Source organism: Hyphomicrobium sp., assembly GCF_036833075.1.
GTDB lineage: Bacteria > Pseudomonadota > Alphaproteobacteria > Rhizobiales > Hyphomicrobiaceae > Hyphomicrobium_C.
This window is the reverse complement of sequence record NZ_DAITQL010000030.1, coordinates 1-21,994: the sequence shown is the minus strand read 5'-3', so window position 1 is coordinate 21,994 and position 21,994 is coordinate 1. Positions and strand designations below refer to the sequence as shown.

Below are 21,994 nucleotides of genomic sequence, written 5' to 3'. Positions count from 1 at the left end.
AGAGGTGTGCGCCTGCTCGCGCCCTCCGAAACCGCCGGAGTTTCTCATGATCCGGACCCTCCTCGTTTCCTGTGTGGCTCTCCTCGTCTGGGAACCACTTTTCGTCTCGCCTGCCGCGGCCTGTATTTCCTGCGAGTACACGCCGGAGGTCGCCAACTCGCCTCATCCCAACGCACGGCGGAAGGCGCGCAATACGGCGGTGAAGGAGCGCCCTGCGAAGCGTCGCGCTCCAGCGCGTCAGATCGCCGGTCCGCAAGGCTCACCCAAAGCGGCCGCTTCCCGAAACGTGGCGACCAGGGATGCCGCGCCTGAAAGCGAGGCGCCGGCGGCCGAGGCGTACACTGTCTCCAAGAAGCCTTCCGCTGCTCCGGTGGAACGCGCCGAGCGGGTAGACTCCCGGCCGCACGTCCAGGCCTCGACTGAGCAGCCTACCCTTACGAACGCTTCGGCTCCATCGACGCCGCCCGAGGCCGCCACGGCGCCGGTGGCGCTCGGCTGCAAGAAATTTGTTCCGACAGCCGGGGTCACGATCTCGGTGGCCTGCGAGTGAGCGTCGGCGGCGGTTCCGCCGGTCAGAAACCGATGATGAGCCCGAACCGCGGCCTATAGAGGCCATAGTCGTAAACGCCCCAGCCGCGGCGATCGTACGGACCGAAATAAGGCCCGTAGCGGTAGCGACGGGGCGCATCGTAGTACGGCTCGTAACCGTAGGGTTCGTAATAGAAATCATCGTACGGCCGATACCGGTAGCGGTACCAGCGGGCTTCCGGATAATAGGCGTATCCGCGGCGCCAGTGGCGATGGCGGCGGTGGATCTGCACGACAAGGCTCGTATCGGTCTTGCCCGCGACCTTCGGGGTTAACGGGCTCAATGCGTGAGCCGGAGTCCAAAGCGCCGCAGCGAAATATGCGATCCCGACGGCGGCAACTCCCGTCAGCGCAAGCTTAAAATGCATGGCAGCACCTCCCAGGTCGAGCTTCCCTCCGTCCCCCCGGGTCATGCGGGCGACAGTTTAACACACGCCCCGACGGCCGGAAGGGGATATGTCGATGACGGCAAAGGAACCGGACACGCGCGCGTGCGTTGCCCGGGGCAAGGAGCCGTTCCGTGTATGCGTCGGTCGTAAAACTCATGCCCCAGGGGGCGTATCTGGCGTTCGTCGCCGGGCTTGCGGTCCTCTGCGTCGACCTCTCGCGTCAGGTCGCGACGCAGGTTGCCGGCTTGATGGCCCCGTATATGACGGGGACCGGCGAACGGCCGCCCACGCTCATTGAGCGCCGGCAGATGGCAGGCCTGACGCCCGTCGCGCCGTCCTATCCCCAAATCGCGCGTGTGCCGTCCGTTCTCGAAGTGCCTTCTGTCCTCGAGGTGCCTGGGGTCTCCGCGCGCGTCCTTGCGGAGCGGCTGGACATTGCCGAGCGGACGGAGCTTGCGTCCTTCGAGCCCCGGGCGAAGCGCGCCGCCGTGCCGCGGTCGCGCGTTTCCCGTCCGGCGCGGCCAGAGCGGGTCGCGGCCGCGGATGTGTTCGGCCGCAGCTTCGGTGTCATGCTGGTGGCGTCACGCTAGATTGAAACGCGGCTCGTCTTATTTGATCGGAGCCGCGTCTCGAGTTTCCGACGAGACCGATGAGAGACGCTTCGGACGGGCAAGGTCCGAAGCGATCATGATCTGCGTGGCGTTGTCCCTCGCCCGGGGGCGCCGGCTACTTGCCGCTCGCTTGGTTGCGCTCTTGTTTTTGCGCCTTGGCGGTACGCTTCTCGGCGTTCCTCGCCTTGCGCTGCTGGGCCTGGATGCGCCTGCGGCGCTGGTCTGACATGGTGGGCATGCATGATCCTCTGCTGGAAACAAGAACGGTTTTCGTGAGCGGGCTCCGCTGCGGCCCCGCCCGCTCATGGGGTTTCAGGCAGAGGACAGGCGGGCTTCAGGCGGCGACTTCCGTCACCTCGCTGATCTGAGGCGGGAAGGTCGGGCGCAGATCGTCCGAATTCCAGACGCCCGTTGCATAGCGGGTCCCGCCGTCGCCTCTCACCTCGACGTCGGTGAAGCCGGCGGCGCGGAATTTATCGGCGATCGTCTCATTGGTTGCAAGGCGCTCGACGAAGCCCAGCGTGATGGTCGTCTTGTAGCGCTTGCCGCGTTGGAGCGTGAAGATCATCGGGCCCACCTCCAATTCCATTGCTGTGCGGCCCGACTATAACGCCAGCTTCGCGCCTTGGGAAAGAAGACTGCCGTGTGTTGCCGGCGATTGGGCCCTGCACTACGGCGTATGGCCTGCCGTTGCCACCTGCACCGACAGTGTCCTCCGGTGTTGGCACAGGGGGATATCTTCGCGCGTCGCGGGATGCAAAGAGGGTCGGGGCGGCCATATGGGGGAGGGGATAAGATTTGTGAGGGCTGCCAAGGGCCAATAGCAGACATCGGCGGTTGGTCGGACCAGAGGCCATAGCCTTAGGCTATTCTTGTTCAGCGAGCGTCATTGCGTGATTGTGATTGTCTTCGATAGGGGCGGGGCCACCATAATGATCCACACTAACAAGCTTATCACGCTTATGATAATGCTTTGCACGCTTGTGAGTTGCTCCGCCTTTGCAGAGCCGGGCGACCGGGGGACGAGCTCAGATGCCCAAGGAGCCACGGTGCCAGAAAAGGTCATCGTTGGCGCATTCATTAATCGCATCCAAGAACTCGATTTCAGGAACCAAAGCTATTCGGTGGATCTCTATGTCTGGTTTCGTTGGCGAAACAAGGACCTCAATCCAGCGCAAAGCTTAGAGTTCATGAACCGCTTCGCGCCGTTCGAGCACGTCCGCAGCCAAATCTACGAGACTCCTCTAACGCTTCCGGACGGAAGCCTCTATGCGATTGTCCGCGCTCAGGGACGCTTCTCGACGCGACTGGGTCTTGAACGGTATCCGTTCGATGATCAGGAGTTAGTCGTCGAGCTAGAGGACTCAGCGAGCGGCACGGGCAACCTCGTTTATGTTGCCGATGATGTGCCGCTCACGCTTTCCACTGCCATCGGGATTGCTGGTTTTCGAGTGGGGCAACCGCGTATGGAGATCAAGGATTACCTTTATCCGACGAATTTCGGCAACCCAATGGTCGGCGAGCAGGAAGCCTATTCGCGAGCCACACTCATCGTGCCGATTCACCGTCCGCTGACTGCGCTGGCCGTGAAGACGTTCCTGCCAATCCTACTTGTCCTCGCCTGCGCCGCTTTGGTGCTCTTCATCCGTCCAGCCTACTTGGATATGCGCGTCGGCCTGAGCGTGACGGCACTCCTCACCCTGCTTCTAACGCTTGTTGCTCTGCAACTCGCCCGTGGCGCAACACTGTCCGAGGTCGATTACCTTACGATGATCGATAAGGTCTATCTCGCATCGTACATGTTCATCATACTTGTCCTGCTGAGGATCGTGCATGTCTCATGGCGACAAGAGGGGGCCGGCAATGAGATGGCCATCGCGAGGGCCGACCGTGCTTGGCTTCTGGTCGTTATGGTCGCCTACGTGGTCGTACTGGCAACAATTTTCGCGACATCGTTTGCTTGGTGAGGAGCGACCTCTAGGAACATTCGGTTGATTTCCGATACGGGGCAGTCGCTGACGTGAGTGAGTGCCGGGTTACACCAACCTGCTCCGCTCCACGGCCGCCGCAATAAAGCTCTTGAACAGCGGGTGCGGGTCGAAGGGGCGGCTTTTCAGCTCCGGGTGGAACTGGACGCCGATGAACCAGGGATGGTTCGGGTATTCGACCGTCTCGGGCAACAGGCCATCGGGCGAGAGGCCGGCGAAGCAAAGGCCCGCCGCTTCCAATCGCGCGCGGTAGTCGGTGTTCACCTCGTAGCGGTGGCGGTGGCGCTCCGAGATCTCGGTGTTCCCATAGATCCCGGCAATGCGCGTGCCCTTGCCGAGGGCAGCGGGAAAGGCGCCGAGGCGCATGGTGCCGCCGAGGTCGCCGCCCTGGCGGCGCTGCTCGAGATCGTTGCCCTTCATCCATTCGGTCATGAGGCCGACGACGGGCTCGTCGGTGGCGCCGAACTCGGTCGAGCCCGCGCCCGCAATGCCGCACAGGTTCCTTGCTGCTTCGAGCGTCGCCATCTGCATGCCGAAGCAGATGCCGAAATAGGGAACGCTGCGCTCGCGCGCGAACTTGGCGGCCAGGATCTTGCCCTCGGAGCCGCGCTCGCCGAAGCCTCCGGGGACCAGGATGCCGTTCACGCCTTCGAGATAGGGCGCGGGGTCCTCGCGCTCGAAGATCTCGCTCTCGATCCATTCGAGGTTGACCTTGACGCGGTTGGCGATGCCGCCGTGCACCAGCGCCTCGATCAGCGATTTGTAGGCATCCTTGAGGCCCGTGTACTTGCCGACGACGGCGATCGTCACCTCGCCCTCCGGGGAGGCGATGGCGCGCGAGATGGTTTCCCAGCGGGTGAGATCCGGCTTCGGCGCGCCCGTGATGCCGAACGCATCGAGCACCTGATCGTCGAGGCCCTGACGATGGTAAGCGAGCGGCACGTCGTAGATGGAGGCGACGTCGAGGGCCTGGATGACGGCCTCCTCGCGCACGTTGCAGAAGAGCGCGATCTTCTTCCGCTCGCCCTTCGGGATCTCGCGGTCGGAGCGGCAGAGCAGGATGTCGGGCTGGATGCCGATGGAGCGCAGCTCCTTCACCGAGTGCTGCGTGGGCTTGGTCTTGAGCTCGCCCGCGGACGGGATGAAGGGAAGCAGCGTCAGGTGGATGAAGATCGAGGAGTGCCGCGGCAACTCATTGCCGAGCTGGCGGATGGCCTCGAAGAACGGCAGGCCCTCGATGTCGCCCACCGTGCCGCCGATTTCGACCAGCACGAAGTCTACGTCCTCGTTGCCGGTGGTGACGAACTGCTTGATGGCATCGGTGACGTGCGGGATCACCTGTACGGTGCCGCCCAGGTAATCGCCGCGGCGCTCGCGCGCCAGGATGTCCTGGTAGATGCGGCCCGTGGTGATGTTGTCCGACTTCTTCGCCGGGACGCCGGTGAAGCGCTCGTAGTGGCCGAGGTCCAGGTCCGTCTCGGCGCCGTCGTCGGTCACGAACACCTCACCGTGCTGGTAGGGGCTCATCGTGCCGGGATCGACGTTCAGATACGGGTCGAGCTTGCGCAGGCGGACGGAGTATCCGCGTGCTTGCAGAAGCGCGCCGAGGGCGGCGGAAGCGAGACCTTTTCCGAGGGAGGAGACCACGCCACCGGTAATGAAGATGTACCGTTGCATGGGCTTTAACAGTACAGCCCTAGCGGCGTGATTCGAAGTGGTTTTCTTGTCTCATCCACGGGAAGGGGGAGAGAGGGGGGAGTAGGCAGTAGGCAGTAGGCAGTAGGCAGTAGGCAGGGGAGTGGAGAGGAAAAGGGGGTAGTAGCCGGGGCGCGGGCAAGGGAACGGGGTTAGCTGCAGTGCTGGAGGTCGGTTGGGTCGAGGGGAGGGGGCGCGGATTGGTCCTGGTCCAGCTCGGCGCGGTAGCGATCGAAGGCCTGGCGTGAGTCGAGGAAGCTCGCGTCCGGCGGGGTTTTGGCAAAGGAGACGTCCGCCGTCAGCAGGGCGTAGGCTGTCTGCTTCTTGACGCCGGAGCCGGGGCTGGTCGGTGCGCCGCCCTGGACATAGGTCTGGCAATGGGTGCCGTGCTGGATCGAGTCGATGCGGAAGTAGCCAAGCCGGTTGTCCTTGCCGATCTCGGCGGCCCGCGTCGTGGCAATCTTCTCCATGCGCTCGCGCGGGGTGTTGACGGGCCCCCTGACCTGGATGCGGTAGCGGTCCGGGCCGATGACGCTCTCGGAAAAGCCGGTCGGGACGATGGCGTTCGAATACTTATACGGGAGCGGGCCCTGCCCGAGGCCGGTGATATCGGATGAGCAGCCCGCCAGAGCGATGGCTGCTGCCGCCGCTCCCAGTTTCACTCCCCATCTCCGCGAGGACATGGCCGCTTCTCCGCTTCCCGACGGCCGGCACGCTAGCAAGCGTTCACAGCCGTGGCCAGTGCGGGATAGCCATATCCTCAGGCTCTCGCCCGGCTTTGCGCCAGTCCGGGATACTACTTCAGCTTGTCCAGGATGCCGCCGCGGGGGGCCGTGTCGGACGGCGCGGCCGGCGTGGTCGTGGCGGGCTGCTGGTTCGGATCGGCCGGGACGATGGTGGACGAGCCCGCAGGAGCGGCGGGCGTGTCGAACGCCGACCCGGTCGGGCCGCGATGCGAGAGCATCGTGAGAAGAATACTGGTCAGGAAGAAGCCTGCGGCGAGGACGGCGGTCGTGCGCGTGAGCAGGTTTGCGGTGCCGCGCCCGGTGAGAAAACCGCCGCCACCGCCGCCGATGCCGAGCGCGCCGCCCTCGGAGCGCTGCCACAGGACGACCGCTACGAGTGCGGTTGCAACCATGATGTGAATGACGAGAAGAACCGTGGTCATGGGACGAAGAGCTCCGGGCCCTCAAAGGCGCGAGATGGGAGTTTGCCCGGCTTCTACACCACCCGCGGACCGAGGGCTAGATGGCACGATCGCGGATCTCGCCGTCCGTCTTCCCACTGGGCGGTCCCCGCGCCGGCCCTGCAACCGCGTTATTCGATGGCCCGTCAATCAGTTCTGGGCGGCGTGCTTCCTGGCGGCGTCGGCGTTCTTGCGCTTTGGCAGGGGAATGTTGCTCGGGGCGCCCTTGCCGGAGGCTGCGACCACCGGCTTCGGCAGCTCCTTCATCGCCGGCTGCGCCGTCACCTGCTCGCCGCAGCGGAACGAGAGCTGTTCGCGGACCGCGATCAGGCGCTCGATCCTGCCGAGGCGGTCGGGGGCGAGGTTCGCCTTCGCCCACTCCGGGCCGCGGTCCATGTCCGACTTCACGCCAGCGGAGACGAGGCCCTGATACTCGGTCTTGAGCGCGGCGCAGGTCTCGGGATCGAGCGGGGCGGCAACGACCGGGGCCGCCGCGACACCGAGGCAGAGGGACGTGCAAGCCAGGGCGCGATCGATCCGCATGCGTCAGCCTCCCCTCGCCTTTTCCGAACCCAGTCCTGCCGTCATGACGTCCGCGCCTCTCGCGTGCAATCCGTGATGCTACCTACACCATCCTCGCTCGTCGCATCCCCGGTCTCACGCCGAGGCGCGAATGATGGCGAGGAAATCGTCGGCCTTGAGGCTTGCGCCGCCGACGAGCGCGCCGTTCACATGGGGAAGCGCCAGCAACTCCTTGGCGTTGGCGGGCTTGACCGAGCCGCCGTAGAGAATGCGCACGCGGCTGCCTTCGGACGCAAAGCGCTCCTCGAGATGCGCGCGGATGGCCGCGTGGACCTCGGCCACGTCCTCCGCGCTCGGCGTGAGACCCGTGCCGATGGCCCAGACGGGCTCGTAGGCGATGACGGTGTTGGAGCCCGTCACCCCGTCCGGGAGCGAGCCCTCGAGCTGGCGGCGCACGACTCGGAGGGTGAGGCCGGCGAGGCGCTCGCCCTGGGTCTCGCCGATGCAGACGATGGCGGCGAGGCCTGCGCGACGGGCGGCGGCCGCCTTGGCGCGCACGATGCGGTCGAGCTCGCCGTGGTCGGCGCGGCGCTCGGAATGCCCGACGATGACGGCGGACGCCCCCGCATCCTTCGCCATCTCGGCTGAGATATCGCCCGTGTGGGCGCCGGAGGCGGCGGCATGGCAGTCCTGGGCGCCGAGCAGAAGGCGCGAACCGCGCGCCGCATCGGCCATCCGGGCGAGCAGCGTCGCTGGCGGGCAGATCATGACGTCGGCGGGAGCCGTGCCGTCCGACAGCGCTTGCCTGACGGCCTCGGCCTCGGCGAGCGCGGCGGCGAGCCCGTTCATCTTCCAGTTGCCCGCGACCAGCGGACGAATGGGCGTTGTGGTCATCGTTCCTGCTGCCCCCACATGGATTCGGCCATTTTGCGCTCCCGTCCCCGGTCCCTACGGGGGCCCACCGGGCGCCGGTCACAGTCCCTGGGTGGCGTCCCGAATTAACTTATTTTCAGCTCCGCAGCACGGTCTTGCATTCCCCGGCGCGGTGGGCTTCATATCACCCCGACGCCTCCCGTCATGGACGGGTTCAACTTTTTCTGCAAGCGGTGGCGGCCGGCCCGGCGATGGGGGCGCGCCCCCCGCATTCAACAGGAAGATCTTTCTCGATGCTCGACGCCATGCGACGCGGCGCCCAAGGGTGGGTGGCCAAGTTTCTGTTCGCTATCCTGATCGTGAGCTTCGGTATCTTCTGGAACGTTTCCGATGTGTTCCATGGGTTCGGACGCGGCTCCGTGGCCAAGGTCGGCGAGACCGAAATCACCGTCACGGATTTTCAGCGTGCGTTCCAGAACCAGATCCGCAGCATCAGTCTTCAGGGCGGCGAGCGGCTCACCACCGAGCAGGCGCTGATGCTGAGGCTCGACCGGCAGGCGCTCGAGCAGCTCATCGCGCAGGCCGCCGTCAAGGCCCATGCCGACAAGCTCGGCCTGTCGCTGTCGGATGCGGCGCTGGCGGAAGGCGTTCGCAACGATCCCGACTTCGCGGGGCCGGACGGCAAGTTCTCACGCGTCGGCTTCGACGGCCTCCTGCGCCAGCTCAACCTCTCCGAGGCGGGGTTCCTCGCGCTCCGGCGCGACGACGAGGTGCGCGGGCAGATCTTCGATGCGCTCTCCGCCGCCATCGTCGTGCCGAAGCCGATGGTCGAGGAGCTGCACGCCTACCGCGAGGAGGCGCGCACGATCGAGATCGTGCAGATCGACCCGAAGAAGGTCTCCGTTGCGGATCCGGACGAGGCGAAGGTCAAGGAGACCTATGAGGCCGACAAGACGAGCTATATGACGCCCGAATACCGCAAGGCGGCGGTGCTCGTGCTCTCCACCGACGCGCTCAAATCCGAAATCACGCTCACGGACGACGAGCTCAAGGCCTATTACGACGATCACAAGGCGACCTACGACAAGCCCGAGCAGCGGCGCCTGCAGCAGATCGCCTTCAAGGACAAGGCGGCGGCCGAGGCGGCGCGTCAGGAGATCGTCGACGGCAAGAAGAATTTCCTCGACGTTGCGAAAGAGCAGGGCGCCAGCGAGGACGACGTCAATCTCGGCCTCTTGTCGAAAGACAAGCTGATCGATCCCAAGATCGCCGATGCGGCGTTCGCGCTCGAGCGTGACAAGCTCTCGGAGCCCATCGAAGGCCGCTTCGCAACCGTGCTCGTGCGCGCGATCGAGATCGATCCTGGCAAGGCGAGCACCTTCGAGGAGTCGAAGGGCACGGTGCGCGACAAGCTTGCGGGCGAGCGTGCCGAGGGGCTCATCCAGGAACGCTACGATCTCGTCGAGGAGGGCCGCAACGCCGGCAAGACGCTGAAAGAGATCGGTGCGGAGCAGAAGCTCAAGTTCCTCGACGTCGAGGCGCTGGACCGCGAGAACAAGACACCTGACGGCAAGACGGCGATCGACATCCAGGATGCCCAGATCGCGGTGAAGCAGATCTTCGCGACCGGCGTCGGCATGCAGCCAGACGCGGTGGAGCTGCCGGGCTCGGCCCATGTCTGGTTCGACGTGATGTCCGTCACCGAGCCGCAGCAGAAGCCGTTCGAAGAGGTGAAGGACGACGTCAAGACCGCCTATATCGAGAAGGAAAGGGCGAGGCTGCTCAACGAGCTGGCGCAGTCGCTGGTCGACCGGCTCAAGGCGGGCGAAGCGTTCGCTACGGTCGCGGAGGCGGCCGGCGGCGAGTCCGATACCCTCGAGAACGTGAAGCGGAACACGTCGCAGCCGGGCCTCACCACGGAGGGCGTGGCGCAGGCGTTCGCGCTCGAGAAGGGCGGCGCCTCCTTCACCGACACGCCCGACCGGCAAAGCCGCGTCGTGTTCCAGGTCAAAGAGATCTTCCCGGCGGCGGAGGCGAGCAAGGCGCAGCACGACAAGCTCGTCAAGGAGCTCTCGGCGCAGATCGCCAACGACGACCTGATGGCCTACATCACCGCCCTCAAGGCCAGCCTCAATGTCCATGTCAACGAGGCCGAGCTCGCCCGGGCGACGGGCGTTGCCGCGGAGAGCGACCAGTAGAGGGGACCGGTCACTTGAGCACGCTCTCCCGGGGGCCCAAGGGTCTCGACGCGCTGCCGGCCTACGACAGCTTCGCCAGGCGCTACAAGGCCGGCGCGCCGCAGGTCGTGTGGACGCGGATCGTCGCCGATCTTGAGACGCCGGTGTCGGTCTATCTCAAGCTGGCGCTCGGCAAGCCGTACTCGCTGCTGCTCGAGTCAGTCGAGGGCGGGGCCTCGCGCGGGCGCTACTCGGTGATCGGGCTCGCGCCCGACGCGGTCTGGCGGGCCCACGGCGACACGGCCGAGATCAACCGCAACCCGATGAAGACGCCGGATGCGTTCAAGGCGGAGGCGACGCCTGCGCTCGCGTCGCTCCGCGAGCTGCTCGCGACCTCGCGGCTCACGCTGCCGGACGAGCTGCCGCCGATGGCGGCGGGCGTGTTCGGCTACATGGGCTACGACACGGTGCGCCTCATCGAGCGGCTGCCGGACGTCAAGCCGGATGAGCTCGGCGTGCCGGACGCGGTGCTGGTCCGGCCGACGCTGGTCGTCATCTTCGACTCGGTCAAGGACGAGATCAGCATCGTGACGCCGGTTCGTCCGGAGAAGAAGGTCGATGCCGAGGCGGCGTACAAGGCGGCGCTCAAGCGGCTCAAGGGGGCCGTGGAAGCGCTCGATGCGCCGGTGCCGCACGCGTCGCTGGCGCCTCTCTCCAAGACCATTGCGCACTCCGAGCCGCGCTCGAACACGCCGCCCGGGGCATACATGGCCATGGTCGAGAAGGCGAAGGAGTACATCCGCGCCGGCGATATCTTCCAGGTCGTGCTGTCGCAGCGCTTCTCGGCGCCGTTCGCGCTGCCGTCGTTCGCGCTCTACCGGGCGCTCCGGCGCACCAACCCGTCGCCGTTTCTGTTCCACCTCGATCTCGGCTCGTTCGCGCTCGTGGGCTCGAGCCCGGAGATCCTCGTCAGGCTGCGCGACGGGGAGGTGACGATCCGGCCGATCGCGGGCACGGCGCCGAGGGGGGCGACGGAAGCAGAGGACAAGGCGCTTGCCGATGCGCTGATCCGCGACCCCAAGGAGCGTAGCGAGCACCTGATGCTGCTCGACCTCGGGCGCAACGACGTGGGGCGCGTCGCAGAGGTGGGCTCGGTCAACGTCACCGCCAAGTTCGTCATCGAGCGCTACAGCCATGTGATGCACATCGTGTCCAATGTGGTCGGGCGGCTTTCGGCCGAGCGCGATGCGATCGATGCGCTGATGGCCGGCTTTCCGGCCGGCACGGTGTCGGGCGCCCCGAAGGTGCGCGCGATGGAGATCATCGACGAGCTGGAGAAGGCCAAGCGCGGACCGTATGCGGGCTGCGTCGGCTACTTCACGGCCGATGGAGAGATGGACACCTGCATCGTGCTGCGCACGGCGCTGGTCAAGGACGGGATGCTCCACGTGCAGGCGGGGGCGGGGATCGTCTACGACAGCGTGCCGCAGAAAGAGCAGCAGGAGTGCATCAACAAGGCCAAGGCCATCGTGCGCGCGGCCGAGGAGGCGGTGCGGTTCGCGTCGCGCGGGAGCAAGAAGGGGCGCTAGAGTCGTTCCGATTTAGGTGGAAACATGGTCATGCGAGCAATTGGCGTGTCTGGATCCCGGCCTGCGCCGGGATGACGTCATTTGTATGCAGGCGGGCTACGCAAACTCAACGTCACTCCGGCGAAGGCCGGAGCCCAGACGGGCTTGCGCATGTCGAACCGCTGTTTCCATCTGAAACGGAAACTCTCTAAGCCCAGTGCTCACCGACGCATCGGCGGCGAGGCGCGTTTGCGTGTCCTCCCGGTCCAAGGCGAGCATAGGTGACTTTGCCCGAAGCGGACACCTTCATCGACGTCATCCGTCGGCTGGTCCGTCACGGCCGCGCGAACGGAAGTGGGTCTCCGCATCCTCGACCGTCGAAGCGTAGCGAACGAGGGGCTTGCGTAAGCCCGCAACGAGCAACGGTCGCCGCACGGTCTTCTCGACACCCACGAAATATACACGCGTCCCGCCGTGGATGAGTTTCTCGACGAGTCCTTTGAGGGCATTGGCCGCGGTGCTGTCGACAAGCGGTACATCGGAAAAATCGAGCACGAACATCTTCGGGCGCTCACCGATCCGGTTGAGCACAGCGCTGACGGCAGCCGTCGCACCGAAAAACAGGGCCCCGGAAATACGGTAGACAACGACGTCGCGGCCGTGCGTGTTCGGGTCATAGGGCATGCGTGCCTGACCCTGCGCATCCGCCTGGTCCGAGACGATGACCGGACGCCCCGTCTCGACCAGGACGGTCTCGGCCATGCGATGCAGGAAAAGGAACGAGCCGAGCGTCACACCCACCGCGATCGCCGTCGTCAGATCGACGAATATCGTCAATAGGAATGTGGACATCAGCACCGCTGCGTCTCCCCAAGAGGCGCGCAGCAGGCCCCAGAACTCCTCCTTCTCCGCCATGTTCCAGGCCACGACCGCCAGGACCGCACCCAGACTGGCGAGCGGGATGTAGGCCGCGAGCGGCGCGGCGATGAGCATGAACAACAGGATGTAGAGGGCGTGCATCATGCCCGCGACCGGCCCATGTGCGCCCGCTCTGACGTTGGTCGCGGTGCGAGCGATCGTCCCTGTCACGCACATGCCGCCGAAGGTAACCGCCGCCATGTTCGCGGCCCCCTGTGCGACCAACTCGCAGTTCGAACGATGCTTGCGCCCCGTCATTCCATCCGCAACGACCGCAGAAAGAAGAGATTCGATGGCGCCGAGGACGGCGATGGCGACGGCGTCCGGAAAAACCGCCTGCATCTTCGCCCAATCGAGAGGCGGAAGGCTGGGCGACGGAAGGGTGCGCGGAACGCCGCCAAATTTCGTGCCGATCGTCGCAACCTCGAGATCGAACAGGTAGATCGCAAACGCCGTTACCCCGACCGCGATCAGAAGCCCTGGCCATTTGGGCCTGTAGCGCCGCAAGACAAGAATGATCGCGATGGCCAGGAGCGCGAGGGCCACCGTCGTCGGTTTGAGGGTGTGGATGCTGTCCGCTATGGCCCCGATCTTGGGGATCAGTGCTGCGGGTTCATTGGCGATATCGAGCCCCAGAAGCTCTTTGACCTGGCTCGCGAAAATAATGACGGCGATGCCTGCCGTGAAACCGACGATCACCGGAAACGGGATGTACTTGATGTAGGTTCCAAGCTGAAGGAAGCCGACGGCCAGCATCATGGCGCCAGCCATCAATGTTGCGAGAACAAGCCCGTCGTAGCCATGCCGCTCGACGATGGTTGCGATCAGAACGATAAAGGCGCCGGCCGGCCCGCCGATCTGAAACCGGCTGCCGCCGAGGGCGGAAATCAGAAAGCCACCGACGACAGCGGTGTAAAGTCCTTTGTCTGGAGACAGTCCCGATCCGATGGCGATGGCCATCGACAGCGGGAGCGCAACGATTGCGACCGTCAATCCGGCAATCGCATCCTGGCGGAACTGCTGCCAGCCGTAGCCCTCTTGCAGGATCGTGATCAGCTTGGGTGTGAACAGCTCTGAGAAGGTCGGCTTCGCCGGCCTCAGAGATTCACCGCCTGCGGATGCATTCATATCGTTGACCCTCGCTGACATCCGCGCAATTTACGCAATCGTCTTGCGATGCGGGAAGCGTGCGTTACCTACCTTCTGCACGCTGGACTGTCAGCAGGTCGCGTTGTCGGGTGCTGGCTCTCCGCGACCTCGGTCGTGGGCCGTCGATGACCGCTTTTGTGCCGGGAGCGGACCGTGCCGCTCATCGTATGCGGCTAATGCGCGAGGAGAGTCAGGAGCGCCTTGGTGATGGCGCTGTTGCCGGCCAGGACGTCGCCGGTCGCAAGGGCCGTGTCCTTGCCGCTCACGTCGGAGACGAGGCCGCCGGCTTCCCGTACCAGCACGATGCCGGCCGCGAGATCCCAGGGCTTGAGGTTGCGCTCCCAATAGCCGTCGTAGCGGCCGGCTGCGACGTAAGCGAGGTCGAGGGCGGCCGAGCCCGAGCGGCGCAAGCCCGCAACCTCCATCATCACCGTGCTCATCTCCTGCATGAAGCGCGGATGGCCGGGGCGGCCGCGATGGGGAATGCCGGTGACGACGACGGCATCCGCGAGCGCCTTGCGCGCCGCTACGCGCAGACGTCGCTTGTCGTTCAAAAAGGCGCCCTTGCCCTTCTCGGCGGTGAACAGCTCGTCGGTCGCCGGATTGTAGACGACGCCGGCGACCAGGACGCCCTCGCGCTCGAGGCCGATCGAGATGGCGAAGTGCGGGATGCCGTGCAGGAAGTTCGTCGTGCCGTCGAGCGGGTCGACGATCCAGCGATGGGTCTTGTCCACGCCCTCGATCTCGCCCCGCTCCTCCATCAGGAAGCCGTAGCCGGGGCGCGCCTTGGACAGCTCCTTGAAGATGATGTCCTCGGCCTTGAGGTCGGCTGCGGAGACGAAGTTCGCCGGGCCCTTGACCGACACCTGAAGATGCTCGACCTCGCCGAAATCACGCGCGAGCGAGCGGCCGGCTTTGCGCGCGGCGGCGATCATCACGTTCATCAGGGCTGAGGCAGGCATGGTAGATCGCTATCCGACTGAGGGGCACGCCGTTCGCGGCGGCTGGAGGAAGGGGAGGCTCTGACGGTTTCGCCGCGGAACGTCAACCCTTTTCGCGGCGGAGCGGGAGCAACTGCTTAACGCCTCGCCCGGAGCGTTGCGACACAAGGTGGCAGCGTGCCGGACGGCAGGACGCCAGACAACAAGGTGTTGGGGGGCGGGGGGCGCGGCGTGGGCGCCGGGCGCGCCGTCGCGGCCGTCACGGTATGGCCATCACCTGCCGGCGCTCGCGCCATTGCGCCGCGGCGGCCTCGGCCTTGACGCGATCCGCGTCGGGGAGTGCTGCGACGTAGAGATCTAGCTTGTCGTCGACGACGCCGCCGGCCTTGGCGATCAGGCGCCATCGGGCGGCCTCGACGGGGTTGGCCTCGACGCCGATGCCTTCGGCATAAAGATGACCGAGCCGGTTCTGGGCGCCGGCCACGCCCTTGTCGGCGGCGGACTCGAGATAGGCGACCGCCTTGCCTTCGTCGACCTTCAGGCCGCGTCCCTGCAGCAGCATCACGGCATAGTCGTACTCGGCAGAGGAGAGACCCTGCGCGGCGGCTTTCGCGCTCCAGCGTGCCGCCTCGAGCGCGTCGTTGGGGACGCCGTTGCCTTCGAGGTAGAGCGCGGCCAGGTCGTACTGGGCGGCCGCGATGCCCTTCTCGGCGGCGTAACGGATGTGCTGGGCGGCGCGATAGGGGTTCTCGGGCTTGCCGGTGCCCCTCAGGAACATGAGACCGAGATTGTAGTTGGCGACCGGATCGCCGGTCACGGCGGCCTTCTCGAACATCTCGGCGGCGAGGTTCGGGTCCTTGGCGACGCCGCGGCCTTCGGCGAGCAGGGTGCCGAGCGCCAGCATGGCGGGCACGTCACCGAGCTCGGCGCCGCGTGCATACCAGCGTGCCGCGGTGGCCTCGTCCTTCGGAACGCCGAGGCCCTCGGCGTAGATGCGGCCGATCAGCGTATGCGCCTGCGGATCGTTGCGCTTGGCGGCTTCTCCGGCGAGCTCGAGCGCGGTCAGGTATTTGCCTTGATCGAACGCAACGTAGGCGCTGTCGTCGCCTGTGGGCGTCGCGGCATCGCCCGTGGCCGGGCGCGCGGGGTCTCGGAGAGTGGTGCTCGGCGCCCCGCCAAGATAAGGGTCGAGCATCCCGGTTGCGAACAGGGCGCCGAGCGCCCCCATGGTCACGCCCGCGCACGCCAGGATGACGAGGTGGATCGTCTTCACGGGCGCGCTCCTTACGCTGTGGATACGGGCGCGCCGAGAGCCGCCACGAGGTCCGATGCCCATGCCGCGTCGTTGCCAGCGTCTGAAGCGTGGGGCAGGCGCACGGCGACGAAATCGGCCCCGCTCGCGATCAGATCGCGCGCTTCGCCCGCCGTCCCGACATCGAAGGCGACGACTGGGACGACGAACACCTCGGCCCACCAGGCGACGAGCGCGCGGCGGGTTTCGCCTGCGCCGTCGAGCCCCTCCGCTTCGGCGGCCGGGCCGAAGGCCACGTAATCGGCGCCGGTCTCTCCGAGCGTCATGGCGTCGTGGCGCGAGCGTCCCGCATCGGCGCCGACAATGGCATCGGGGCCGAGCGCGCCGCGGGCGGCCTCGTAGGCCTCCTCGATCTCCGGGCGCCAGGAGAGATGCACGCCGTCGGCGCCGGTGGCGCGGGCGGCCGGCACGTCGTCGGCGATCAGGGCGGCGACCTTCCTCTGCTGCGCCATCTCGACGAGCGGGCGGGCGACGGCGGGATCGAGGACGCCGCCCACGGGTGCGGTCAGGATCACGGTGACGGCGCGGGTGGCCTCGAGCGCGGCAGCGATGCGGGCGAGGGCCGCCGTTCCGCTCTCGGCGGCGGCGATGAGGCAAATCCCCGGATCTGAAGATCTGTGGGTCATGTCGCCTGCGTCGCGTCCCTTCGGTAATTGTCCGGCCCGGTGATGGGTTTGCGGCCCGTGTCGGGTGCGTATCGGTCTCAATTCGGGCGGAAAAGAGACTCGGGGCGTCGATGTAAGGGCATCGTCCTTGGAAGAACAGGCCTTTGCGCCCGATCCGGCCTATCGCGCGCCCGGCCTTCCGGCTATGGTCGCCGCGAGCGAGTCGACCAATGCGTCAGGACGTTGGCTCGGGTCTCGTTCCATGCAGCGTCCATGAGCATGAAATTGCCATGCTGCGGCTGCACGTGTCGCCCTATCGAGGGCTGCAAACGGGGGCTGCAAACATTGTGCGGGCGCCGCGTCCCGCTTCGACGGAGCCAGATTGATGCTCACGCCTGTTTTCCTGCGCGTTGCTGCCGCCACTGCCGCGGTCGTGGCGTTCGCCGCCAATGCTTCGAACGCTGGGGCGCAGTCGCCATCCGGCGAGGCGCCCGCCGTGCAGACCACCGGAACCATTCCGGACCAGCCTTCGGCCACCGCCACGCCGCCCGCTGCGGCCCCGCCCGCAACGTCGCAAGCCGCGGCGCCGTCGAGCCCCTCTGAGACGAAACCCGGCGACGCCGTCGCCAACGCCGCGACCCCCGAGGCGCCCTCGGCTACGCCACCGCCCGCGGTCTCCGATGCGCCATCGCAAGCACCCGCAACGGCGGCGCCTTCGACTTCTACGCCGGCCGCACCCTCTGCCTCCACGCCGGCGGCGCCGGATGCGGCCGCGGCGCAGCCTGCCGCCGCAGCGCCCGCGCCGCCCGTGGTCGATCCCGTCATCGCCGCCGTGCGCACGTGGCTCGGCACGTCCGCCAACACGTCGAAGGCGCATAAGGAGGATACCGCGGCCGCGGCCGCCTTCTACGGCGCGCGCAACGACAAGCCGCTGTGGGTGACCGGCACAGGTTTCACGGACGGCGCCAAGAGCGCGATGGCCGAAGTGCGCAAGGCCGACGACTGGGGACTTTCCGCCGCGGCGTTCGATCTTCCCGCTCTGACGGGCGCGCCGTCGACGGAGGCGCTGGCCGACGCCGAGGGCAAGCTCACGCTCGCGCTGCTCAAGTACGTGCGCTTCGCGCGGGGCGGACGCGTCAACCCGGCCTCCTTGAGCCGCATCCTCGATGTCGCGCCGCCGATCAAGGATCCGGCGACCGTGCTGACGGCGCTCGCGGCGGCTTCGGCGCCCGATGCCTATCTGCGCGATCAGCATCCCAAGCACCGGCAGTTCCAACTGCTGCACAAGGCGCTGCTCAAGGCGCGCGGCCCGGCGGAGCCGGCCATTGAGGTCGACCCGGCGCTCAAGATCAACCTCCCGGCGACGCGCGAGATGCTCAAGGTCGGCGTCGAGCATCCCAACATCGCGCTGCTGCGCCAGAGGATGAAGGTCCCGGCCGAGGATGGGGCCAAGGACACGCTGTTCGATGAGAAGCTCGAGCTGGCGCTCAAAGCCTACCAGGTCGAGAAGGGGCTCAAGGCGACGGGCGAGCTTACGGGCGCGACGCGCAAGGCGCTCAACGCCGAGGGCGATGTGCATCGCGCGCCCGATCCGGAGCGCGGCACGCAGATGATCGTGCTCAACATGGAGCGCTGGCGGTGGATGCCCGAGAACCTCGGCCGCGTTTACGTCTGGAACAACATCCCGGAGTTCATGACACGCGTAATCAGGGGCGATGAGGTGCTGTTCAAGGAGCGCATCATCGTCGGCCTGCCGCAATGGGCGACGCCGGTGTTCTCGGAGACGATGAAGTCCATCGCCTTCAACCCCTCCTGGGGCATGCCGGACGGCATCAAGACGCGGGAGCTCGCGCCGCGCCTGCGCTCGGCGGGCGGCGGTTTCTTCTTCTTCGGCGGCGGTGGGGGCGGCAACATTATTCGCGCCTACGGCCTCGACGTCTACCGCAACGGGCGCAGGATCGACCCCGACAGCGTTGACTGGTCGAATGCCGACCTGCGCAACTACAGCTTCATCCAGCCGCCGGGCGGCAGGAACCCGCTCGGGCAGGTCAAGTTCCTGTTCCCCAACCGGCACGACGTCTACATGCACGACACGATCGAGCGGTCGCTGTTCGCGCAGCCGAGCCGTGCGCTCTCGCACGGCTGCATCCGCGTGCAGGACCCGATGAGATTCGCGCGGGTGATGCTCGCGGAAGGCAACGGCCTCGACGCGCGCGGCGTCGAGCAGGCGATGGCAGCCGGCGGAGAGATTCGGCTCAAGCATCCGATCCCGGTGCACATGACGTATTTTACGGCCGTCGCCGATGCAGACGGGCGCGTCTCGACGTTCGGTGATCTCTACGGGCACGACAGCCGGCTCTCGGCGGCGCTGACGGGGCGCCCCGTCCGCTTCGATCCCGGACCCGACACGGTTTCGGACGAGTTCGCCACGGCGGACGATGTGCCGCGCGATGCGCGACAGGGAAAAAAGAAAAAGAAATACAAGGCCCCCGATACGCTTTCGGATGCGATCTCAGGGTTCTGGATGAACTAGAGAAATCCTCTGGGTGAGAGGGTTCTCCGCCCCTCAACAACATACGCGCAACCGCGACAGGACCGTCGACGGAGCCGCGTGCGCTTCTCCCCGTACGTCATGCAGCGAGTGTACGAGCAGCCGGCCGCGCGCCGGTCGTCACAGCGCGGTCAAGGCGCCGAATGCAGTCAAGGCGCAATGAGGGGGGCTCATTACGCCTTGCTGCTTAGCCTTCGTCCGGTGAGGCCGAAGACTATAAGAATGAGGCCCCCATCCGATCGTCCCGGTCAGGCGACGCGCCTCGCAGCGCGATACGCCCATGGGCCTGATCATGAAACGCAATTGCAGACGAGTTGTTCCGCTGCGCCGCGAAAAAAAAATCGAAAAATCTCGCGCTGCAAACCTCAGTTTGAGATTATCGCCGGAAACGCTCTACGCGGCCTTCTCGAGTGCGGCATCCCACTTGCCGAGCGCGGCGAGGCCGTTCATGCGCGCGCGATGGGCGAAAGCGCGCTGGCCTGCCGCAACGTTCTCGGGCTTGCCGCCCCAGGCCTTGAGGGCTGCCGCCTGCAGCGCGCGGCCGTAGGAGAAAGTCAGAGCCCAGGGAAGGTTTCCCGCGGCGTTCATCAGCGAAAGGTGCCGGGTCGCGAGCTCGTCCGACTGTCCGCCCGAGAGGAACGCGATGCCCGGAACCGACGCGGGAACCGTCGCCTTGAGGCAGCGGATGGTTTTTTCCGCAACCTCCTCGGCGGAGGACTGGCGTGTGCTTTTCTGGCCGGCAATGACCATGTTCGGCTTCAGCACCATGCCCTCGAGCGAGACGCGGGCGTCGTAGAGCTCCCGGAAGACGGTGCGTAGCGTCCATTCCGTCACGCGGTAGCATTCGTCGATGTCATGGGCGGAATGCGGGCCGTCCATCAGCACCTCGGGCTCGACGATGGGCACGATGCCGGCTTCCTGGCAAAGCGCCGCGTAGCGGGCGAGCGCGTGGGCGTTGGCCTTCACGCAGTTCCATGTCGGCAGGCCGTCGGCGATGGTGATGACGGCGCGCCATTTGGCAAAGCGGGCGCCGAGCTTGTGGTACTCGGCCAGGCGCTCGCGGAGGCCGTCGAGCCCTTCGGTGATGGTCTCGATCTTCGAGGTCGGGCCGGCAAGCGGCTTGGCGCCGGTGTCGACCTTGATGCCGGGGATCGCGCCCGCAGCCTTCATGACGTCGACCAGGGCCGTGCCGTCCTTGGCTTTCTGGCGGATGGTCTCGTCATAGAGGATAACGCCGGAGACGTAGCTCTTCATGGCGTCGGTGGCGCGGAACAGCATCTCGCGGTAGTCGCGGCGCGTGTCCTCGGTCGAGGTGACGCCGATGCCGTCGAACCGCTTCTTGATGGTGCCGGAGCTTTCGTCGGCGGCCAGGATTCCCTTGCCCGGCGCAACCATGGCTTGGGCAATATCTTCGAGCTTGTCGGTCATGGCCTTTTCCCGTTGTCCAGTCGAATTGAGGTTCGATCGCCGCGCTCGGTTCGATGCGCTTGGCGCGATCAGGCGGCTGTCAGTTTCTTCAGAACGTCGTCCGAGACCTCGAAGTTCGCGAAAACGTTCTGCACGTCGTCGTCGTCCTCGAGGGCGGCGATGAGCTTCATGATGCTTTCGGCATTCGCCTCGTCCACTTCCGTGGTGAGGCTCGGCTTCCAGACGGCCTTCACGCTTTCGGGCTCGCCGAGCGTCTCCTCGAGCGCCGCTGCGACGGTGCCGAGGCTGTCGAAGCTACAGGTGACGAGGTGGCCGGCATCGTCGGAGGCGGCGTCGTCCGCGCCGGCCTCGATGGCGGCGTCGAGCACGGCGTCGGGCGAGCCGGCCGCGGTCTTGAAGCGGATCTCGCCCACATGCTCGAACATATGCGCTACCGCACCCGTGGCGGCGAGGTTGCCGCCGTGTTTCGTGAAGGCCGCGCGCACGGCGCCGCCGGTGCGGTTGCGATTGTCGGTCAGCGCCTCGGCGATGACGGCGACGCCGCCCGGCGCATAGCCTTCATAGCGGATCGTCTCGTAGGCCTCGCTGTCGCCTCCCAAAGCCTTCTTGATGGCGCGCTCGATATTGTCCTTCGGCATGTTCTCGGCGCGCGCCGTCTGGATGGCGAGGCGCAGGCGCGGGTTCATGGCGGGGTCAGGCATGCCGGACTTGGCGGCGACCGTGATTTCGCGGGCGAACTTGGCGAACATCTTGGCGCGGGCCGCATCCTTGCGGCCCTTCTTGTGCATGATGTTCTTGAATGCTGAATGGCCAGCCATCTGTGTTCCGGATCGTCAGGGGCCCCGGGTGGGGCCGTTCGGGTCCGATTTAATGCGGGGCGGCCCCGCGCCGGTCAACCCCTTCGGCGCATCCCTGACAAGGGTTATTCCCTCTCTCCCGTGCGGCCAGGGTGTCCGGGAGGGGCAGGATCCATGAACCGGGGCGGTCCGGGGCCCCGGCGGACCTCGCGGGAGGACGCAGAATCACCTAAACTTTCAGCTACGCCGCCACTGCCCAATCGCGGACCCAGGGTGAGCATGCTCACCAATGCGCTGAGGGTGGGTTCAGCCCCTTCTCATGCGGTTGCCATAAACCTCTCTCTCACTCGACCCACAGCGGCTCGGTCGGCTCCAGAACGCCACCGAGCCGCAAACTTTTCACGCGTGTCGCAAGGCCGGTCGCGTCGTCGATCTCCACGGCGAGGCCGGAGACGGTCGCGGGCCCGAGCGCCGGCTCGAAGCGCTCGCGCGGGAGGCGGGTGAGGAAACGGTTCAGCGGCTCGTCGATGTCCATGCCGAGCACGGAATTGTAATCGCCGCACATGCCGGCATCCGACATGTAGGCCGTTCCGTGCGGCAGGATGCGCTCGTCGGAGGTCGGTTTTTTTTTTTTTGTTACGTCGACCACCGAGACTCGTCCGTCGAGGAAGTATCCGAGCGCCTGCTTCTCGCTCG

The 21,994-nt window shown here is 66.3% G+C and carries 21 protein-coding genes; 6 read left to right on the top strand and 15 right to left on the bottom strand.

The window, feature by feature from the left end:
- Nucleotides 1-46: 46 nt before the first annotated feature.
- Nucleotides 47-550: a hypothetical protein gene (locus V7082_RS10645; protein WP_334148339.1), complete on the top strand. Its 504-nt coding sequence runs from the start codon at nt 47-49 to the stop codon at nt 548-550.
- A 22-nt stretch (nt 551-572) separates the two neighbouring features.
- Here the strand turns inward: V7082_RS10645 and V7082_RS10640 are convergent, their stop codons facing one another.
- The gene (locus V7082_RS10640; RefSeq protein ID WP_334148337.1) at nt 573-956 is read right to left on the bottom strand and encodes a hypothetical protein; all 384 of its coding nucleotides are present in this window, start codon (nt 954-956) and stop codon (nt 573-575) included.
- 152 nt (nt 957-1,108) lie between these two features.
- Here V7082_RS10640 and V7082_RS10635 point away from each other — a divergent pair, with 152 nt between their 5' ends.
- Nucleotides 1,109-1,567, top strand: coding sequence for a hypothetical protein (locus tag V7082_RS10635; protein WP_334148335.1), 459 nt, complete (start codon nt 1,109-1,111; stop codon nt 1,565-1,567).
- A gap of 136 nt (nt 1,568-1,703) precedes the next feature.
- On the opposite strand, the gene V7082_RS10630 is transcribed toward V7082_RS10635, so the two are convergent.
- Nucleotides 1,704-1,826 (bottom strand): hypothetical protein, encoded by a 123-nt coding sequence (locus V7082_RS10630; RefSeq protein WP_334148333.1) that lies wholly within the window; start codon nt 1,824-1,826, stop codon nt 1,704-1,706.
- A 96-nt stretch (nt 1,827-1,922) separates the two neighbouring features.
- Nucleotides 1,923-2,156 carry a hypothetical protein gene (locus tag V7082_RS10625; protein WP_334148332.1) on the bottom strand — a complete coding sequence of 78 codons (234 nt, stop codon included), beginning with the start codon at nt 2,154-2,156 and terminating at the stop codon, nt 1,923-1,925.
- A 481-nt stretch (nt 2,157-2,637) separates the two neighbouring features.
- Between V7082_RS10625 and V7082_RS10620 the strand changes: the two genes are divergently transcribed.
- Entirely contained in the window at nt 2,638-3,555 is a 918-nt protein-coding gene (locus V7082_RS10620) for a hypothetical protein (RefSeq protein ID WP_334148330.1), read from the top strand.
- Between the two features lie 69 nt (nt 3,556-3,624).
- Here V7082_RS10620 and V7082_RS10615 read toward each other — a convergent pair whose 3' ends face one another.
- From V7082_RS10615 to tpiA, 5 genes are all read right to left on the bottom strand, one after another.
- The gene (locus tag V7082_RS10615; protein WP_334148328.1) at nt 3,625-5,253 is read right to left on the bottom strand and encodes a CTP synthase; all 1,629 of its coding nucleotides are present in this window, start codon (nt 5,251-5,253) and stop codon (nt 3,625-3,627) included.
- Nucleotides 5,254-5,423: 170 nt separating this feature from the next.
- A complete protein-coding gene (locus tag V7082_RS10610) occupies nt 5,424-5,933 on the bottom strand; it encodes a CC0125/CC1285 family lipoprotein (protein ID WP_334148326.1) in 510 nt (169 codons plus the stop codon).
- 134 nt (nt 5,934-6,067) lie between these two features.
- A complete protein-coding gene (gene secG / locus V7082_RS10605) occupies nt 6,068-6,439 on the bottom strand; it encodes a preprotein translocase subunit SecG (RefSeq protein ID WP_334148324.1) in 372 nt (123 codons plus the stop codon).
- Nucleotides 6,440-6,607: 168 nt separating this feature from the next.
- Complete coding sequence (locus V7082_RS10600) at nt 6,608-7,000, bottom strand: hypothetical protein (RefSeq protein ID WP_334148322.1); 393 nt, start codon at nt 6,998-7,000, stop codon at nt 6,608-6,610.
- A gap of 114 nt (nt 7,001-7,114) precedes the next feature.
- Nucleotides 7,115-7,873 (bottom strand): triose-phosphate isomerase, encoded by a 759-nt coding sequence (gene tpiA / locus V7082_RS10595; RefSeq protein ID WP_334148320.1) that lies wholly within the window; start codon nt 7,871-7,873, stop codon nt 7,115-7,117.
- Between the two features lie 272 nt (nt 7,874-8,145).
- Between tpiA and V7082_RS10590 the strand changes: the two genes are divergently transcribed.
- Both V7082_RS10590 and trpE read left to right on the top strand, forming a co-directional pair.
- Entirely contained in the window at nt 8,146-10,050 is a 1,905-nt protein-coding gene (locus V7082_RS10590; RefSeq protein WP_334148318.1) for a peptidylprolyl isomerase, read from the top strand.
- A 14-nt stretch (nt 10,051-10,064) separates the two neighbouring features.
- Nucleotides 10,065-11,618: an anthranilate synthase component I gene (gene trpE / locus V7082_RS10585; RefSeq protein ID WP_334148316.1), complete on the top strand. Its 1,554-nt coding sequence runs from the start codon at nt 10,065-10,067 to the stop codon at nt 11,616-11,618.
- Nucleotides 11,619-11,912: 294 nt separating this feature from the next.
- Here the strand turns inward: trpE and V7082_RS10580 are convergent, their stop codons facing one another.
- The 4 genes from V7082_RS10580 to V7082_RS10565 form a co-directional block, all read right to left on the bottom strand.
- Nucleotides 11,913-13,643, bottom strand: a complete 1,731-nt coding sequence (locus tag V7082_RS10580; protein ID WP_334148315.1) for a SulP family inorganic anion transporter — start codon at nt 13,641-13,643, stop codon at nt 11,913-11,915.
- A 194-nt stretch (nt 13,644-13,837) separates the two neighbouring features.
- Nucleotides 13,838-14,626, bottom strand: a complete 789-nt coding sequence (locus tag V7082_RS10575) for an inositol monophosphatase family protein (RefSeq protein ID WP_334148314.1) — start codon at nt 14,624-14,626, stop codon at nt 13,838-13,840.
- 238 nt (nt 14,627-14,864) lie between these two features.
- A complete protein-coding gene (locus V7082_RS10570; RefSeq protein ID WP_334148312.1) occupies nt 14,865-15,878 on the bottom strand; it encodes a tetratricopeptide repeat protein in 1,014 nt (337 codons plus the stop codon).
- Nucleotides 15,879-15,889: 11 nt separating this feature from the next.
- Nucleotides 15,890-16,543 carry a thiamine phosphate synthase gene (locus tag V7082_RS10565; protein ID WP_334148310.1) on the bottom strand — a complete coding sequence of 218 codons (654 nt, stop codon included), beginning with the start codon at nt 16,541-16,543 and terminating at the stop codon, nt 15,890-15,892.
- A gap of 364 nt (nt 16,544-16,907) precedes the next feature.
- Between V7082_RS10565 and V7082_RS10560 the strand changes: the two genes are divergently transcribed.
- Nucleotides 16,908-19,055, top strand: coding sequence for a L,D-transpeptidase family protein (locus V7082_RS10560; RefSeq protein ID WP_334148309.1), 2,148 nt, complete (start codon nt 16,908-16,910; stop codon nt 19,053-19,055).
- 411 nt (nt 19,056-19,466) lie between these two features.
- Here the strand turns inward: V7082_RS10560 and V7082_RS10555 are convergent, their stop codons facing one another.
- The 3 genes from V7082_RS10555 to V7082_RS10545 form a co-directional block, all read right to left on the bottom strand.
- Nucleotides 19,467-20,501 carry a class I fructose-bisphosphate aldolase gene (locus V7082_RS10555; protein WP_334148307.1) on the bottom strand — a complete coding sequence of 345 codons (1,035 nt, stop codon included), beginning with the start codon at nt 20,499-20,501 and terminating at the stop codon, nt 19,467-19,469.
- Nucleotides 20,502-20,569: 68 nt separating this feature from the next.
- The gene (locus tag V7082_RS10550; RefSeq protein ID WP_334148305.1) at nt 20,570-21,319 is read right to left on the bottom strand and encodes a YebC/PmpR family DNA-binding transcriptional regulator; all 750 of its coding nucleotides are present in this window, start codon (nt 21,317-21,319) and stop codon (nt 20,570-20,572) included.
- 322 nt (nt 21,320-21,641) lie between these two features.
- The coding region (locus V7082_RS10545; protein ID WP_334148303.1) for a YmdB family metallophosphoesterase at nt 21,642-21,994 on the bottom strand (353 nt) is incomplete at its 5' end.

Bases quoted from the DNA above. Each gene is read 5' to 3' on its own strand.
- V7082_RS10645 (WP_334148339.1), top strand. From the start codon at position 47: ATGATCCGGACCCTCCTCGTTTCCTGTGTGGCTCTCCTCGTCTGGGAA.
- V7082_RS10640 (WP_334148337.1), bottom strand. From the start codon at position 956: ATGCATTTTAAGCTTGCGCTGACGGGAGTTGCCGCCGTCGGGATCGCA.
- V7082_RS10630 (WP_334148333.1), bottom strand. From the start codon at position 1,826: ATGCCCACCATGTCAGACCAGCGCCGCAGGCGCATCCAGGCCCAGCAG.
- V7082_RS10625 (WP_334148332.1), bottom strand. From the start codon at position 2,156: ATGATCTTCACGCTCCAACGCGGCAAGCGCTACAAGACGACCATCACG.
- V7082_RS10615 (WP_334148328.1), bottom strand. From the start codon at position 5,253: ATGCAACGGTACATCTTCATTACCGGTGGCGTGGTCTCCTCCCTCGGA.
- secG (WP_334148324.1), bottom strand. From the start codon at position 6,439: ATGACCACGGTTCTTCTCGTCATTCACATCATGGTTGCAACCGCACTC.
- V7082_RS10600 (WP_334148322.1), bottom strand. From the start codon at position 7,000: ATGCGGATCGATCGCGCCCTGGCTTGCACGTCCCTCTGCCTCGGTGTC.
- tpiA (WP_334148320.1), bottom strand. From the start codon at position 7,873: ATGACCACAACGCCCATTCGTCCGCTGGTCGCGGGCAACTGGAAGATG.
- V7082_RS10590 (WP_334148318.1), top strand. From the start codon at position 8,146: ATGCTCGACGCCATGCGACGCGGCGCCCAAGGGTGGGTGGCCAAGTTT.
- V7082_RS10580 (WP_334148315.1), bottom strand. From the start codon at position 13,643: ATGAATGCATCCGCAGGCGGTGAATCTCTGAGGCCGGCGAAGCCGACC.
- V7082_RS10575 (WP_334148314.1), bottom strand. From the start codon at position 14,626: ATGCCTGCCTCAGCCCTGATGAACGTGATGATCGCCGCCGCGCGCAAA.
- V7082_RS10565 (WP_334148310.1), bottom strand. From the start codon at position 16,543: ATGACCCACAGATCTTCAGATCCGGGGATTTGCCTCATCGCCGCCGCC.
- V7082_RS10560 (WP_334148309.1), top strand. From the start codon at position 16,908: ATGCTCACGCCTGTTTTCCTGCGCGTTGCTGCCGCCACTGCCGCGGTC.
- V7082_RS10555 (WP_334148307.1), bottom strand. From the start codon at position 20,501: ATGACCGACAAGCTCGAAGATATTGCCCAAGCCATGGTTGCGCCGGGC.
- V7082_RS10550 (WP_334148305.1), bottom strand. From the start codon at position 21,319: ATGGCTGGCCATTCAGCATTCAAGAACATCATGCACAAGAAGGGCCGC.